Source organism: Sphingobium sp. (genome assembly GCF_032153725.1).
Lineage (GTDB): Bacteria > Pseudomonadota > Alphaproteobacteria > Sphingomonadales > Sphingomonadaceae > Sphingobium.
In genome coordinates this window covers 1-16573 of the sequence record NZ_JALDYQ010000090.1, presented here as the reverse complement: position 1 = coordinate 16573, position 16573 = coordinate 1, and the positions used below count along the sequence as shown (strand labels likewise).

The following is a 16573-nucleotide window of genomic DNA, read 5'->3' as shown; positions in this document are numbered from 1 at the left end:
AGACGACCACCGGCGTCCATCGCCTTTACGAACTGGCGAAGAAGGGCAAGCTGCCTTTCCCGGCGATCAACGTCAACGACAGCGTCACCAAGTCGAAGTTCGACAATCTTTATGGCTGCAAGGAATCGCTGGTCGACGCCATCCGCCGCGCCACCGACGTCATGCTGGCCGGCAAGGTCGCCTGCGTCGCCGGTTTCGGTGACGTCGGCAAGGGTTCGGCCGCTTCGCTGCGCAACGGCGGCGCCCGCGTGCTGGTGACGGAGGTCGATCCGATCTGCGCGCTCCAGGCTGCGATGGAAGGCTATGAAGTCGTCACGATGGAAGAAGCGGCCACCCGTGCCGACATCTTCGTCACCGCGACCGGCAATGAGGCCGTCATCACCGTCGACCATATGCGCGCGATGAAGAATATGGCGATCGTGTCCAACATCGGCCATTTCGACAGCGAGATCGAGATTGCGGGCCTCAACAACATGAAGTGGACGGAGATCAAGCCGCAGGTGGACGAAGTCGAGTTCCCCGACGGCAAGAAGATCATCGTTCTGGCGAAGGGCCGTCTGGTCAATCTGGGCTGCGCCACTGGCCATCCGAGCTTCGTCATGTCCTCATCCTTCACCAACCAGGTGTTGGCGCAGATCGAGCTGTGGACCAAGTCGGGCGAATATAAGAACGAGGTCTATGTGTTGCCCAAGCACCTCGACGAGAAGGTTGCCGCGCTTCACCTGGAGAAACTCGGCGTGAAGCTATCAAAACTGACGCCGAAGCAGGCTGCTTATATCGGCGTGACGCCGGAAGGACCGTTCAAGCCGGATCATTATCGCTACTGAGCGAGACGGGAGGGGAGGCGATCGCCTCCCCTTTTTAGTGGATTTTGGCCACTGGGTGACACAGGTGACACGATAGATATATGGAAAGCGCGGCTTATGCCGAAATTTCCTATCAGCTTTTACGGTTCAAAGAGCGCCGGAAACGATAGCGCGACATTGAGGCTGTAGGACAGGGGAAAATGGCGCGTCGGGTTTCGACCATTATCGGTCATTAAGCGTAACGTGCTCCTGCGAAGGCAGGAGCCCAGTTCGGATGTTGCCAGGACGAAGTGAGGGCGGGACTGGGTTCCTGCCTTCGCAGGAACACGGCGCCTATTAAGGAATGCTCAGCTAAGCCGACCATCCGCTCACCACCCACTACAGCCATCCGGTCAAACCGGCAGCGGCACGCCCGGCATGTTCTTTGAGGTGCGGATCGTAAGCGACGTTTTCACGCTCACCACATTCGGCGCGGGCGTCAGTTTCGACGTCAGGAACTGTTGGAAGCTCTGAAGGTCCTTCGCCACCACCTTCAAAATGAAGTCGATTTCGCCGTTCAGCATATAGCATTCCCTGACTTCGGGCAGGGTGGCGACGTGATCCTCGAACGCTTTCAGGTCCGCTTCGGCCTGGCTTTTGAGGCTGACCATCGCGAAGACCGTGATGGTGTAACCCAACATCGAGGGATTCACCACGGCATGGTAGGAACTGATCGCGCCGCTTTCCTCCAGCGCGCGGACGCGGCGCAGGCAGGGCGGAGCCGTCAGCCCCACCTTGCGGGCCAGCTCCACATTGGTCATCCTGCCGTCATCCTGCAATTCGCCAAGGATCTGGAGGTCGATGTCGTCAATATTGGGGCCGGCCATTATTCCGCTTATTTCCTTACCTGTTAACAAGGTATTACCATAATAATATTTCAGGGCAATGCAATTGTCCCACTATGCGACGTTCGCATAAGAACCCATTTGCGCCTCTTTCCCTTTGCTCCGGGAAGCATTATCCCTGTGAAACGATACCCCCGGCGAATGGTTTTCGCAGCGCTGCGCCGGGTCAGAATGGGGAATGCAGGTGCGCTTCAACGATCTCATGCAGACGGTTCTGGCCGCCGAAAGCAGAAGCGGTCTTGGCGCCGTGACCCTGTGGCGGCAATGCGTGGATTTGTTGGCGCAAAATGACCGGCATGATCGGCTGGTCCTGTCAGGCGTCGAGCGGGCCGCGCTGCTGGAGCGGCTGACGAAGCTTCTGCCCAAATTATCGGAAACGCAGCGGATCGCGACCGTCGTGGAGTTGGGCGGGCGGCTGCGGTCGCCGGTGCTGGTCGAATTTTTCGCCAATGACCGTCCCGCCATCGCGGCGGCGGCCATGTCCCGCGCGCGATTGCCCGACGCCGCATGGGTGGAAATGTTGCCGCGGTTGACGCCAACGGCGCGCGGCGTGCTGCGATCGCGGCGTGATCTCGGGCCGGCGACGCTTCAGGGGCTGGAGGCCTTTGGCGCGACCGATCTGGTGTTGACCAGCGATGTTGCGGTCGAGCAGGAAGACATGCTGCTGACAGAGGCGATGATCGTGCATTCCGATCCGCCAGCCGTGGTCGGGGAGCCGCCGCAGGCCGAGCCGGTCGACCGAGCGGAAGAAGATCAGAGCCAGATCCGCAACCTCGTAGACCGGATCGCACGTTTCACCAGTGCGCGACGGGCAGGAGAACCGGACGAGGCCGCGCGCCGTGACGCCGAAGCCGCGCCGCGCGCCTTCGCTTTCGAAACCGATGCGGCAGGAACCATCGTCTGGGTCGATCAGGGGCCCCGGGCAGCGTTGATCGGGCTGACGCTCAATGAAACAGCTCTGGAGGGCGGCAGCGGTCCCGATGGGCATGTCGCGGGCGCCTTCATGCGGCGCAGCGGTTATCAAAATGGTCGTTACACGATTGTCGGTGGGGCGATGGCGGGCGAATGGCGGATGTCCGCGACGCCCTTTTTCGACCCGCGTTCCGGCCGGTTTCAGGGCTATCGCGGGCAAGCACGGCGGCCCTATCTGCACGAGGTGGCATCCGGGCCGCGCGCCGAGCCGGTATCGATCGCGGGCCTTTCCGCCGATTCGATCCGGCAACTGGTGCATGAACTGCGCACGCCGCTGAACGCCATATTGGGCTTTGCCGAGATCATAGAGCAGGAGCTGTTCGGCCCGGCGGGCGTCGAATATCGGGACATGGCGGGCAAGATCGCGGTGGATGCGCGGCATTTGCTCACGGCCTTCGACGATCTGGATCTGGCGGCGCGGATATCGCGAGGGGAAGGCAGCGAGGCGCCGCGCGCGGTGGATCCGGCGCTGCTGGTGACCCAGGTGTCGGCGCGCTTCCGTCAGCAGGGCGACTATACGCAGATCAATATCGCCATGGCGCGCGGGCTGCCGATGGTGCGGATCGATCCGGTGCAGGGGGAGCGGATGGTCCAGCATCTGTTGCGTACGCTGATTTCGGTAGCGCCAGAAGGAGAAGCGCTGACTGGCGCCTGTTGGTATCAGCCCGACCATGCGGAAGGGCGCGTCGTGCTGGCGATCGACCGACCATCTGCTCTGGCAGGCATGGAAGAAGATCGGCTGCTCGATCCGGGTTATATGCCGGACGGCAATTGGGCGGATGGGCCTTTGCTGGGGCTGGGCTTTTCCCTGCGCCTGATCCGCAGCCTTGCCGCGGGATGCGGGGGGGCACTGGAAATCGAACCGGGCCGCTTGCTGCTGGCCGTGCCCGCCATCGCCGAAACGGAGGATGCGGTCGGCAGCGCCTGATGGCTCCCCGAATGCGCGGAAGAGGGAAACCCTATCGCAACCATATCTGCGTAGGGAAGGCGTCATGACCGCATTTCCCCATGATGGAAACCTGCTCCGCGCGCCCGTGCCGGAGGATAGGATCGCCTTTGATCCGGCGTTCGGCACGCGCTTCATGCTGTTCGTGGATACGGAGGAAGAGTTCGACTGGACCGCGCCCTTCCGGCGGACGGGCCATGGTGTCACCGCTCTTGCGGGCATGGCGCGGGGGCAGGCCTATTTTGCGGCGGCGGGGGTGAAGCCGGTTTATGTCACCGATTATCCGGTGGTCGACAGCGATGCGGCGGCGGACATGATAGGCGGTTGGCTGGCCGAGGGCAGGGCGGATATCGGCGCGCATCTCCATCCCTGGGTCAATCCACCCCATGTCGAGGAAGTGACGGCGGCGAACAGCTATGTCGGCTTTCTGCCCGAAACGGTGGAGCGGGCAAAGCTGGAAGCGCTGTGTGAACGGATAGCGGCGCGTTTCGGTGCACGGCCGATCGCGTACAGGGCGGGGCGCTATGGCGTGGGTCCGAACAGCGCCCGGCTGCTGGAGGAGGCAGGATTCCGGCTCGACAGTTCCGTCCGCAGCCGCTTTGATTATAGCGGGCAATATGGGCCGGATTTTCAGGGCTTGCCACAGCATCCCTATTGGGCCGGGCCGGAGCGGCGGCTGGTGGAATTACCGCTTTCGACAGCCTTTGTCGGGTTATTGAGGGGCGGGGGCGAGCGGCTCTATCGCGCGGCGCAGGGCATGGGGCCAATGGCCGGCGCTTTGTCGCGGGCGCGGATGTTGAGCCGGGTGCCGCTAACGCCCGAGGGGATAACGGGACGTGAGGCGATGGCGGCAATCGATGCCTTGATCGAGGAAGGGGTGAGGGTGTTGAACTTCAGCTTTCACTCGCCGACGCTGGAGCCGGGGCATACGCCTTATGTGCGGAATGAGAGTGATCGGACGGCTTTCTATCGATGGTGGGACGCGGTGTTGAACCATCTGGCGCGGCGGGGCGTGTTGCCCGCCACGCTGGATCAATTGCTTGACGCCGTGCCGGTGCGCGGACGGGCTTGCCAAGCGGCGTGATGCTGCTTATCCGGCCAGTGCGTTTTCAAAGTCGGCGCAAAGCGTTGACGACTCGAATATGCGGCGAGGAAAATCGTTTAAGGTGGGGCCTGTAGCTCAATGGTTAGAGCTGGCCGCTCATAACGGCTAGGTTGCGGGTTCGAGTCCTGCCGGGCCCACCAATACTTGTTTTCAATGAGTTAGCGCAAAGCTCAGGGGCATTGTCTCAGATTTGAAAGTGAGTTTCCGACGCCGATTGAGGAAGCGTCGGACATAAGGCGTTGCACCAAACTCATTTCCTCCGGGCCCGACATATCCCCGTTGCAACATGAACAGCGTCATCAAATCGCGTGAGAGCGCTTTTTTTTGCATGCCGATGCATATTCACAGATGCGATGCTTCCCCTTCTCTCCCAGTTCCCGGATGCGTGCGGTGAGCGGTTAGGTTAAAGAATACAGCACGACGTCGAGGTAAATCGGCGCGATATCAACAATTGGAGGGGATGCCGTATGCTTAAATCCGCCCGTACGGCCGCGCTTTGCGCGGCGACTTCGCTCACCTGTTTTCTGCCTTTCATGCCCGCCATGGCGCAGACCGCGCCTGCGGAAACCAAGGCAAGCCCAATCAATAGCGACGAAATCATCGTTACGGCGCGTCGGCGCGAAGAGAGGCAGCAGGATATTCCCGTCGCCGTCTCCGCGATCGGCGCCGCGCAGCTGGAGCGCCAGAACATCCAGTCGGTCGGCGATCTCAGCGGCCGGGTCCCGAACCTGCTGATCACCAACGGCTCGGCCGGCAACACCGCGCCCTATTTCGCGATCCGTGGCCAGAGCCAGCAGGATCTGACCGCGCTGTCGGATCCGTCGGTGTCGCTCTATATCGGTGATGTCGTCGTGCCGCGTCCGCTGGGCGCCAACCTCGCCTTCTTCGATATTGCGAATGTGCAGGTTCTGCGCGGTCCGCAGGGCACGCTGTTCGGCCGCAACACCCCCGGTGGTGCGGTCGTGGTCACGCCGAACGCGGCGGGGCGCAATTTTGAAGCCTCTGTTGCGCAGACGGTCGCCAATTTCGGCACCTACATCACCGACGGCATGGTCAATGCTCCGCTCGGCGACAGCTTCAGCGTCCGCATCGCGGGCGAGCACAAGGAACGCGGCGGCTATATCCATGACGTGCTGCGCAACAACAAGAACATCAACACCGAGAACAGCAACGCCGCTCGCATTACCCTTGATTTCCATCCGGATGATGCGTGGCACAATGTCCTGATGGGTTCGTACGTTCGCGCGCGCAATGGCGGCACGGGCAGCTTCCCGATCGCGGTCGGCGCGTCCTCTGGTTATGCGGCGCAAGCGACCCGCGACTATTTCCACGTCGCCAGCGGCATCAAGATGTACGCAAATGTCGAGACTTACGACATCACCGACACGCTGACCTATCAGCTGAACGACAAGGTCAGCCTGAAGAACATCGCGGGCTATCGCCATCTGGACTTCCACTCCCTGGAGGATACCGACGGCGTCGCCGCGAACGACAGTACGACGGAGCGCTTCTCCCGCCAGCACCAGTTCTCCAACGAACTCCAGCTGGCCGGCGACGAGGAATGGGGCAACTGGATCGGTGGCTTCTATTATTTCAATGAAAAGGCCAAAGAGAAGTCGCCGTCGATCGGCACCATCACGGGCGCGCTGACGACATTGCAGCCCTCACAGATCGTGAGCGTTTACGATGTGCTGAACGATCCGTTCGCGGGACTCTGCCGCAATTCCGCCGGCCTGACGGCAACGCCGGTGCCGACATTGGGCAATCCGGCGGGCTGCGCGAGCGGCTACAGCCTTTACGGCCGCGTCTCGCAGACTTCGGGCAACGCCAGCAACACCAGCAAGGCGCTGTTCTTCCAGGCCTCGCTCAAACTCAACAGCATCGCCGAAGGCCTGGTCGGCACGATCGGCGTGCGGCAGAACTGGGACGAGCGTCATGCCGTGATCCTGAACAGATTCGTCGGTCCTAATGTCGGTCCGGCGGCGCCGGGGCAGTGCCGCTTCTTCAACGCGGTGTCGGGCGACATCAGCTATGCGAACTGCGCGCTGCCGCTGACGTCGAAGTTCCGCGAGCCGACCTACAACCTCAGCCTCGACTGGCACATCAACAAGGATACGCTGCTCTACGCCGCGACCCGTCATGGCTATCGCACAGGCGGTTACGGTGCCCGCTCGACCACGGTCGCCGGTCTGAAGCGTACCTTCCAGCCGGAAAAGGTCGACGATGTCGAAGTGGGCCTGAAGGCTGACTGGCATCCCGGCAACATGTTCCTCCGGACCAACGTCGCGGCATTCTATGCCAAATATCGCGACATTCAGCGTCAGCTGACCGATGCCAGCGCGATCCCTGTCACTACCGTCACCACCAATGCCGGTCGCGCGCGGATCCAGGGCATCGAGTTCGAAGGCATCTTCCGTCCCGTGCCGTTGTTCGAGCTGTCGGGCTTCTATTCATACACGGATGCGAAGTTCACCAGCTTCCTCGGGCCGGACGGCATCGATCGCTCGAGCAATCCGTTCGCGCGTGCGCCGAAGCATATTGCGAGCGTTTCGGCCCGTATCTACGCGCCGATGGACGAATCGCTGGGCAAGCTCGAATTGGGTTTCAACTGGACCTATCAGAGCCAGTATAATTCGTCCGATGCCTGGGATCCGCGCTTTCCGGTGGCTTCAGCCCTGGTCTACAATATCCCGAGCTACGATCTGAGCAATGCGGATATCGGCTGGACCAACGTCATGGGTAGCAACTTCGATGTGTCGGTCTATGTGAAGAACCTGTTCGACAAGAAATATGTCCTGCCGGCGCAGTCGATCGCGCTGTCGCCCTCCACAGGCGCAGGCATCGTTACCCGCACGCCCGGTGAGCCGCGGGCCTATGGCATTCGTGTGAAATATTCCTTCGGGGGTTAAGCGAGGTCAATGGATCGCAATATAAAGCCGCTCATGATCAAGGTTCTAAGGGCAAAATCCTTGCCATGACATGAGCGATCTAAACAGGAATATGGGACAGTCATCCTGTCCCTGGATTTCGGGGGCGCTGCAGCAGGGCTGGGCGCCCCCTTTTTCTTTCATGCGGATCGCGATCCTGCGGCCTTGAACGCGTTTCCGACCGCCGCGATGAGAGCGGTGGGAGATGGTTGCCCGGTTCCGCCATTTCCATCCGTATCAAGTGCAAAAGTCTTTGAGCAGTTGCAATTTGTGCAATGCAAAATTTCGCTTGCGACTCGAATGAATCGGTGACAGCTTGTCTTTCATCGGAGCAGGGGCGCTCCGGTCCATAGGCTGGCTTCACCGATGACGGTTGGGTTCAGCTGCGATCCTGAGCGGATCGATAAGGCAATGACGCCGCCCGGACAGGTCCTGAAGGACCTTCGTCCCGGCGGCTTTTTTATTGGGTTTTCCGTGGCAGCTCCGCCGCTGCCGCGTGGCTTTCAACATCAATTTTCGCGCGCTGGAATGGCTTCCGGCGAAGGCTGGTTGCGCCCTTCGCGCGGCAGAGATCAACAGGGAAGGACAATGGGAAATGGCAGAGGGGGATAATCCCAACGGCGTCAACCGTCGTGGAATGCTCAAGACGAGTGGCACGGCGGCGCTTCTTGCTGCGGTGCAGCAGGCCTTTCCTTCGGGTGCGTTCGCCGCCGGCGCCGGGCCCGAGGTGACAGGGGCCAAGCTGGGCTTCATCGCGCTGACCGATGCGGCGCCGCTGATCATCGCCAAGGAACTCGGCTTTTTCGCCAAATATGGCATGCCGGATGTTCAGGTGGCGAAGCAGGCCAGCTGGGGCGCCACGCGTGACAATCTGGTGTTGGGCAGCGCGGGCGGCGGCATAGACGGCGCTCACATCCTGACCCCCATGCCCTATCTGCTGACGCTGGGCGCGATCGGCAAGGCAACGCCCATGAGCATCCTTGCCCGCCTGAACGTCAATGGGCAGGGCATTTCAGTATCCAAGGAATATCTGGGTGCGAAAGCCGATCTCAGTTCGGCCAAGATGAAAGGCGTGATCGCGCAGCGCAAGGGCGCTGGCAAGAAGATTACCATGGCCATGACCTTCCCCGGTGGGACGCATGACCTGTGGATTCGCTACTGGCTGGCAGCGGGTGGCATCGATCCCGACAAGGATGTTGAACTCATCACCATCCCGCCGCCGCAGATGGTTGCGAACATGAAGGCTGACACCATGGACGCCTTTTGCGTGGGTGAACCATGGAACGACCAGCTGGTCGCTCAGCAGCTGGGCTATACGGCCGTGTCGACCGGTCAGATGTGGATGAACCATCCTGAAAAGAGCTTCGCCATGCGCTCTGATTGGGTCGCCAAATATCCGCGCGCGGCGGTGGCGATCACGGCGGCCGTGTTGGAAGCGCAGCGCTGGGCGGACAATCCGGGCAATATCACGCGTCTGGCCGGAGCGATTGCGGGCCGCGACTATCTGAAGTGCCCGATCACCGACATTGCCGACCGTCTGCAAGGCAATTTCACCATGGGCGACGGGCGGAAATATCCGAACGCTCCGTTCAAGATGAAGTTCTGGAACGGCTATGCCAGCTTCCCGTACAAGAGCCACGATCTCTGGTTCCTGACGGAGAACCAGCGCTGGGGCAAGCTGCCCATGTCGCTCGACACCAAGGGCGCGATCGCCAAGGTCAACCGTTCCGACATCTGGCGCAAGGCGGCCGCGATGCTGGGCGGCAAGGGGCCGGCCAGCGACAGCCGCGGCGTCGAGAAATTCTTCGACGGCAAAACCTTCGATCCCGCCAATCCCAAGGCTTATCTCGCCAGCCTTGCGATCAAGCGGGCCTGATGAGGAAGGAGACGAGCATGGCGTCACCATCGCCCAGCAAGACCAGTGGACGGTCGGCTTCGGCCGCCGCCACCGAATTGGGGATCATCGTGCCTTATCCCGAAGAGGCCATTGCCCGCCGCAGCTTTGAGCCGGTCGCCATACCCGTGCATCCGCTGGTTCGGCACGCGCGATCCGTGGCGGCCAGCATCGTGCCGACCATGGTGATGCTCGCCGCGCTGCTCGCCTTCTGGCAGTTGCTCTGCGGATCGCCGGACGCGACTTTTCCGAGTCCGGTCAAGGTCTGGCAGGAAAGCCATGAGGTCATCATCCATCCGTTCAAGGGTGTGGAGATCGGCCTTACCCATTTCAGCATCCAGGATGGCGGCGATGTCGGCATTGCCGGTCATGTGCTGACCAGCCTCAGCCGCGTGCTGATCGGCTACAGCATCGCGGCGGTGATCGGGGTGGCGTTGGGCATATTGATCGGGCAGAGCGTCTTTGCCTTTCGCGCGCTCGACCCGTTGTTCCAGGTGTTGCGCACCGTGCCGCCCCTGGCCTGGTTGCCGATCAGCCTCGCGATCTTCCAACAGGCACAGCCGTCCGCGATCTTCCTGATCTTCATCACCGCGATCTGGCCCGTCATCCTGAATACCGCGGCGGGCGTGCAGACCATTCCGGCGGCGTATCGCAATGTCGCAAAGGTGCTGGCGCTCAATCCGTTCGAATATTTCACGCGTATCATGTTGCCCGCCACCGTGCCGCATATGTTCACGGGCCTCCGCATCGGCGTCGGCATGAGTTGGCTCGCCATTGTGGCCGCTGAAATGGTGCAGGGCGGCACCGGCGTCGGCTTCTTCATCTGGGACAGCTACAACAGCTCGTTGCTGACCGACACCATCGTCGCGCTGATCTGGATCGGCATGGTTGGCTTTACGCTGGACCGCATCGTCTCCTTCGCCGGCCGCATCATCGGCCGCGCAGGATAAAGGGGAGGGACTTTCCATGAAACAACGCAGCTATCTCGCGCTTGAGGGCATCACCGTTGAATTTCCCACCAGGGCCGGGCGCTTCTGCGCGCTCGACGGGATCGATCTGGAGGTTGAGAAGGGGCAGTTCGTCGCGCTGATCGGCCATTCGGGCTGCGGCAAGTCGACGCTGCTCAACGCCGTGGCCGGACTGGTCAAGCCGACGCGAGGCGCGATCTTCCTTGATGGACAGGTGGTCGACGCGCCGGGGCCGGACCGGGCGGTGGTCTTTCAGGACCATAGCCTGCTGCCCTGGCTGACAGTCGAGGAGAATGTGCGTCTCGCGGTCGACAAGACGGCGGGTGGCAAGAGCAAGGCAGAGCGCCGGGAGTGGGTTATGCACAATCTGGAGCTGGTCCAGATGGCCCATGCCGCCGCCAAGCGCCCCGGTGAACTGTCCGGCGGCATGAAGCAGCGCGTCGGCATTGCCCGCGCCATTGCGATGAACCCGCGCGTGCTGCTGATGGACGAGCCTTTCGGCGCGCTCGACGCGCTGACGCGGGCGGCGCTTCAGGATGTGGTCATGGATTTGCAGGCGCGGCTCAACAACACCGTGCTGATGATCACTCATGACGTGGATGAGGCTGTGCTGTTGGCTGACCGGGTGGTGATGATGACCAACGGCCCGGCAGCGCGGATCGGGGAGGATCGCACCGTGTCGCTGGCGCGACCCCGCAACCGGCTGGAGGCAATCGATGCGCCCGAATATGCGGAGGCGCGCTCTGCCGTGATCCACTTCCTGCATGAGCGCTATCGCAATCCGGCGACGCTCGCTGCCTGAAAGTTCAAGACAATCCGACTTGGAGAGGATGCTCTGAAAAGGCCCAGAATAGCCATCGGGAGCAAATGAAGGGGGATTTATGAAGAAGGTTTCTTTCCTGTTGTCGGCCTCGGCCCTGGCGTCGGTTTCGATTGCGGCGCCGGCGCTGGCCCAGGACGTGGTGTTCAAGCCGATCATCGAGGCGCGGCTGCGTTACGAGACGGTGGATCAGGCCGGCCCGGCGCCGCTCACCAGCAGCCGCGATGCCAATGCGGTGACGATGAGGCTGCGCGCGGGCGGCGAGATTTCCAAGGGCCCCTGGGCTTTCCTGGCGGAAGCGGAGGGCACTCTGGCGATCGATGAGGACTATAATAGCGGCGTCAATGGAAAGACGCTCTATCCGCTCGTTGCCGATCCGGAAAATGTCGAGGCCAATCGGGTGCAGATCCAGTATCGCACCAAACCTCTGATCGTGACCATTGGCCGGCAGCGGATCAATCTGGACGACCAGCGCTTTGTCGGATCGGTCGCCTGGCGGCAGAATGAGCAGACCTTTGATGCGGTGCGCGTCGAATATATGGGCGTCAAGAACCTGAAGTTTGACGTCACCTATGCGATTTCGGCGCGGACGATCTGGGGCATTGATGGCGGCAAGTTCGGCGCGACCAACCGGCCGACCAAAATCGATGGCGACAACATCTTCGCCAATGTCTCCTACAAGACGAAGTTGGGCACGCTGACGGGCTTTGCCTATCTGGTGGATGAGGATGAGGCCGTGCTGGCGCTGCGTCGGAACAGCAGCCAGACCTATGGCGCGCGCTTCATGGGCGCCGTGCCGTTCACGAAGAAGGTGAAGCTCAGCTACCTCGCCAGCTATGCGAAGCAGAGCGATTATGCGACCAACCCGGTCAATTATTCAGCGGATTATGTCGCGGCGGAACTGGCGCTGGATGTCGCTGCGTTCAAGCTGACCGGCGGCTATGAACTGCTGGGGTCCGATGCGGGCGCGACTGGGATTGCGGGCGGTTTCGCCTTCCAGACGCCTTTCGCGACGCTGCACAAGTTCAATGGCTGGGCCGACAAGTTCCTGACGACGCCGGGGACGGGCATTCAGGATTATTATGCCGGTATCGGCTATACCGTGCCCAAGATCGGCAAGGCGGGGCCGCTGGTCGCGTCCTTCACCTATCATCACTTCAGCAGTGACCGGCTGTCGATCCATTATGGCGACGAATATAATGCGCAAATCACGATGAAGCTGAACAAGCATCTGAGCGCGCTCGTCAAATATGCCGATTATGATCGCAAGGGCATCGCCAGCTTCACCGGCGATGCGGACACCAGGAAATTCTGGGCGCAGATCGACTACGCACTCTAAATCATGACGGCTGGCTGTTAGGCCGCTGTCGGGACGCCATCGCTGCCGGGGTCGTGAGAACCGGCATCGGTGGCGTTTTGCATTGATTCGAGTGGCGCCGCTGGATGGGTGTCGCGGCGGAACATCCATCCGGCTTCGGTTGTTGGATCAGGGAAGCGCATGGAGAGAGGATCGGTCCGATGGGAAAGGGCATTTTGCTGTGGCTGCTGGGGGTGCCCATTCCGATCATCATCCTTCTGTGGCTGCTGTTCCACTGATGCGCGGCATCATGCCTGAGGACCGCTTCGCAAGCCATTGTGGCAATTTCGGAAAAAATGGTCGGGGAGACAGGATTCGAACCTGCGACATCCTGCTCCCAAAGCAGGCGCGCTACCAGACTGCGCTACTCCCCGGCGCTCGCGGGCCTTAGCGGCGAAGCGGGGCTTCCGTCAATCTTGCTTTTGTCTGTTCTTCGATCCGTTATTCACCAAAACGGAAAAAGGGCGGACCGTCTGAGACGATCCGCCCTTTCGAAATCTCGCTGAGCGAAGATTATTCGGCGTTCGCGGCGTTGCCAGCGACGTTCGCAGCGTTCGCGGCGTTGTCAGCAGCGTTCGCAGCGTTGTCAGCAGCGTTAGCGGCGTTCTCGACAACGTTCTCGACAACAGCGTTCGAAGCGTTCGCGGTCTCGTTAGCCGGCTTCTCACCGCAAGCGGCGAGGGCCATCAGGCCGGCCGAAGCGAAAACAACAGCGATCTTCTTCATTGTGTACGGCTCCCATAGCATTTTGCCGCGCCGCCACGACAAAATCGTGACTTACGCGAGCGACCCGCATTAACGTGTGCGCTGCACAAATCAATGCTTTTCTGCGTCGGTGAAGCGACAGAATCACGCGACAAGCAGTTGTCTACAATAAAAGTTCATTTAACGCCTAGCGATTCCGGTGCATTTGCGATTTCGAAAAGTGCAACTGCCCAGGCGGCGACATTTTGTCGCAATTGCTGGAGATCGACCTTGTCCAGCGTATCGTCAGGCGTGTGATGGATGTCGAAATAGCGCGTGCCGTCCTGTTGCAGGTCGACCACGGGAACGCCCGCCTTGATCAGCGGTTCGATGTCCGATCCGCCGCCTGCGGGCAGGCGGCTGGCGCCTATGCCCAATGGTTCAAGGACCGTGGCGAGGCGGCGGGTGAGGGCGTCATGACCCTGCGGCAGCTTGAAATCGACGCGCCAGACACGATCGGCGCCGAAATCCGATTCCATGGCCATGGCGTGAGGTTCCTTGCCATGGGCTTCATAATAAGCGCGGCCGCCATTGCCGCCAACCTCCTCTGCCCCCGCCATCAGCACGCGGATGGTGCGGCGGAGCGGCCCGGCTTTCGAGGCCTGAAGCGCGGCGGCCGCGACGATTCCGCAGCCCGCGCCGTCATCGATCGCGCCCGTGCCCTGATCCCAGCTGTCGAGATGACAGGCAGCGACGACCACGCCCGCCTTGGGATCGCCGCCGGGGATTTCGGCGATGACGTTGCCTGACGGCTGGTCCTTCAGCATTTTCGAGCTGAGAGTAAGATGCAGGCGAATTGGCTGGCCGCGCGATATCATGCGCGTGAGTTGCTCGGCGTCGGGAACGCTCAGCGCGGCGGCAGGAATCGGTTTCACGCCATCGGTCCACATCTGGACGCCTGTATGGGGCTGGCGGTGACTGTCCGTGCCGATCGATCGGATCAATATCGCGATGGCGCCCTTTTTCGATGCGATGCTGGGACCCTGCCGGCGGGCGGCGCCGAAATAACCGTAGGAGCTGCCGTCCTGCGTCGCGTGCATGGCGTGGCTGACGAAGGCGATTTTGCCCTTGAGGCTGCCTTCGGGCGCGGCTTCCAGATCGGCCAGGGTCGGGAAATAGGCGACTTCGTCTTCAATCCCTTTTTCAGGCGTCGACGCGCTATTGCCCAGCGCCGCAAGGATCAGATTTTGCGGATAGGGCGAAATCACGCGCGCCTCCTCATGGCCGCGCAGCCAGACGGGCATGGTGTAGGTTTCGGCGCGGACATTGGAAAAGCCCAGGCTCTTGAGCTTCGTCACGGCCCAGTCGCGGGCGCGGGCCTCCTGCGGCGTGCCGGCTGGACGCGGGCCGATTTCGGTGGTGAGCCCTTCGATGAAATCCCAGGCGACCGTGTCGTTCAATGCCGCCTCCCGAATCGGGCTGTCCGCAGGCGCCGCGGCGAGGGAGAGGGCGGGGATGAAGATGCTGCCGAAGAAAAGGGCGGCAAGCGTGCCCGATCGGATTTTCTGCATGGGTGAAGGCTTAGCGGGGCATCCCCCATTTGCCAACGCGGTCCGGCTCCGCTAACCCCGCCCGGATTTTTCACCTCTGTTCTTCTTTCGGAGCTGCTTCAAGCCATGTCCGCCTCGTCCCAATACGCCTTCGTCATGAAAAACATGACCAAGAGCTTCCCCGGCGCCCAGAAGCCGGTGCTCAACAGCATCAACCTGCAATTCTATCGCGGCGCCAAGATCGGCATCGTCGGCCCCAACGGTGCGGGCAAGTCGACGCTGATGAAGATCATGGGCGGCATCGACAAGGATTTCACGGGGGAGGCCTGGCCGGGCGAGAATATCACGGTCGGCTACCTGCCGCAGGAACCGCAACTCGACGCCAGCAAGAACGTCCTGGAGAATGTCAAGGACGGCGCGCGCGAAATTGCGGACAAGATGGACCGCTTCAACGAAATCAGCATGCTCATGGCCGATCCGCCGGAAGATGCCGATTTCGACGCGCTGATGGAAGAGATGGGCACGTTGCAGGAGCAGATCGACGCGGTCGATGGCTGGACGCTCGACAACCAGCTTGAAATCGCCATGGAAGCGCTGCGCTGCCCGCCTTCGGACTGGCCGGTGGACAGCCTGTCGGGCGGTGAAAAGCGCCGTATCGCGCTGACCCGCCTGCTGATCCAGAAGCCGGACATCCTGCTCCTTGACGAACCGACCAACCATCTGGATGCCGAGAGCGTCGAATGGCTGGAAAACCATCTGAAGGAATATGCGGGCGCGGTGCTGATGATCACCCACGACCGCTATTTCCTCGACAATGTGGTCGGTTGGATTCTCGAACTCGATCGCGGGAAATATTTCCCCTATGAGGGCAATTATTCCACCTATCTTGAAAAGAAATCCCAGCGTCTGGAGCAGGAATCCCGGGAGGAATCCGGCCGCCAGAAGGCGATCAAGGACGAGCTGGAGTGGATCAGGGCCGGCGTCAAGGGCCGTCAGACCAAGTCCAAGGCGCGTATCAAGAAGTTCGAGGAACTGGTTGCAGGTCAGGAGAATCGTTCACCCGGCAAGGCACAGATCGTCATCCAGGTGCCCGAACGTCTGGGCGGCAAGGTGATCGAGTTCAAGGGCATCAGCAAAGCCTATGGCGACAAGCTGCTGTTCGAGGATTTGTCCTTCCTGCTGCCGCCGGGTGGCATTGTTGGCGTGATCGGGCCGAACGGCGCGGGCAAGTCGACGCTGTTCAAGATCATCACGGGGCAGGAACAGCCCGATTCGGGTGAAATAGACATCGGTTCGACCGTGCGTCTGGGCTATGTCGACCAGAGCCGCGATCATCTCGACCCGTCGAAGAATGTCTGGGAAGAAGTGTCCGATGGCCTCGACTATGTTAAGGTCAACGGCCATGACATGTCGACCCGGGCCTATGTCGGCGCCTTCAACTTCAAGGGGCAGGACCAGCAGAAGAATGTCGGCAAGCTGTCAGGCGGCGAGCGCAATCGCGTGCACATCGCCAAGATGCTGAAGAAGGGCGGCAATGTGTTGCTGCTCGACGAGCCGACCAACGATCTCGACGTCGAAACGCTGGCGGCGCTGGAAGAGGCCATTGAGAATTTCGCGGGCTGCGCCGTGGTCATCAGCCACGACCGCTTCTTCCTCGACC

12 protein-coding genes and 2 tRNA genes are annotated in these 16573 nt (G+C 61.4%); 10 read left to right on the top strand and 4 right to left on the bottom strand.

Translation table 11 applies throughout. From position 1 onward, the window contains the following. Positions 1-827: adenosylhomocysteinase (locus RUH75_RS20875; protein WP_313809119.1), on the top strand; the 827-nt coding region annotated here is incomplete at its 5' end. A gap of 371 nt (positions 828-1198) precedes the next feature. Here the strand turns inward: RUH75_RS20875 and RUH75_RS20870 are convergent. Then, entirely contained in the window at positions 1199-1672 is a 474-nt protein-coding gene (locus RUH75_RS20870) for an Lrp/AsnC family transcriptional regulator (RefSeq protein ID WP_313809118.1), read from the bottom strand. Between the two features lie 196 nt (positions 1673-1868). Between RUH75_RS20870 and RUH75_RS20865 the strand changes: the two genes are divergently transcribed. The 8 genes from RUH75_RS20865 (at position 1869) to RUH75_RS20830 (ending at position 12661) form a co-directional block, all read left to right on the top strand. Further along, positions 1869-3590, top strand: coding sequence for a sensor histidine kinase (locus RUH75_RS20865; protein ID WP_409592411.1), 1722 nt, complete (start codon positions 1869-1871; stop codon positions 3588-3590). A gap of 64 nt (positions 3591-3654) precedes the next feature. Beyond that, a complete protein-coding gene (locus RUH75_RS20860; RefSeq protein WP_313809116.1) occupies positions 3655-4692 on the top strand; it encodes a polysaccharide deacetylase family protein in 1038 nt (345 codons plus the stop codon). An 85-nt stretch (positions 4693-4777) separates the two neighbouring features. Beyond that, a tRNA-Ile gene (locus RUH75_RS20855) sits at positions 4778-4853 on the top strand. Positions 4854-5180: 327 nt separating this feature from the next. Further along, entirely contained in the window at positions 5181-7622 is a 2442-nt protein-coding gene (locus RUH75_RS20850) for a TonB-dependent receptor domain-containing protein (RefSeq protein WP_313809115.1), read from the top strand. A 514-nt stretch (positions 7623-8136) separates the two neighbouring features. Next, a complete protein-coding gene (locus RUH75_RS20845; RefSeq protein WP_313809114.1) occupies positions 8137-9516 on the top strand; it encodes a CmpA/NrtA family ABC transporter substrate-binding protein in 1380 nt (459 codons plus the stop codon). A gap of 17 nt (positions 9517-9533) precedes the next feature. Next, complete coding sequence (gene ntrB, locus RUH75_RS20840) at positions 9534-10484, top strand: nitrate ABC transporter permease (RefSeq protein ID WP_313809113.1); 951 nt, start codon at positions 9534-9536, stop codon at positions 10482-10484. A gap of 16 nt (positions 10485-10500) precedes the next feature. After that, positions 10501-11304, top strand: coding sequence for an ABC transporter ATP-binding protein (locus RUH75_RS20835; protein ID WP_313809112.1), 804 nt, complete (start codon positions 10501-10503; stop codon positions 11302-11304). 79 nt (positions 11305-11383) lie between these two features. Continuing rightward, entirely contained in the window at positions 11384-12661 is a 1278-nt protein-coding gene (locus tag RUH75_RS20830) for an alginate export family protein (protein ID WP_313809111.1), read from the top strand. Between the two features lie 315 nt (positions 12662-12976). Here RUH75_RS20830 and RUH75_RS20825 read toward each other — a convergent pair. The 3 genes from RUH75_RS20825 to RUH75_RS20815 all read right to left on the bottom strand — a co-directional run bounded on the left by RUH75_RS20825 (position 12977) and on the right by RUH75_RS20815 (position 14934). Next, positions 12977-13053: transfer RNA gene (locus RUH75_RS20825), tRNA-Pro, on the bottom strand. Positions 13054-13192: 139 nt separating this feature from the next. After that, on the bottom strand, positions 13193-13405 hold the full coding sequence (locus RUH75_RS20820) for a hypothetical protein (RefSeq protein WP_013846652.1): 213 nt from the start codon (positions 13403-13405) through the stop codon (positions 13193-13195). A gap of 155 nt (positions 13406-13560) precedes the next feature. After that, positions 13561-14934, bottom strand: coding sequence for a M20/M25/M40 family metallo-hydrolase (locus tag RUH75_RS20815; protein WP_313809110.1), 1374 nt, complete (start codon positions 14932-14934; stop codon positions 13561-13563). A 105-nt stretch (positions 14935-15039) separates the two neighbouring features. On the opposite strand from RUH75_RS20815, the gene ettA reads away from it, so the two are divergent. Continuing rightward, on the top strand, positions 15040-16573 hold a 1534-nt coding region (gene ettA / locus RUH75_RS20810), incomplete at its 3' end, for an energy-dependent translational throttle protein EttA (RefSeq protein ID WP_313809109.1).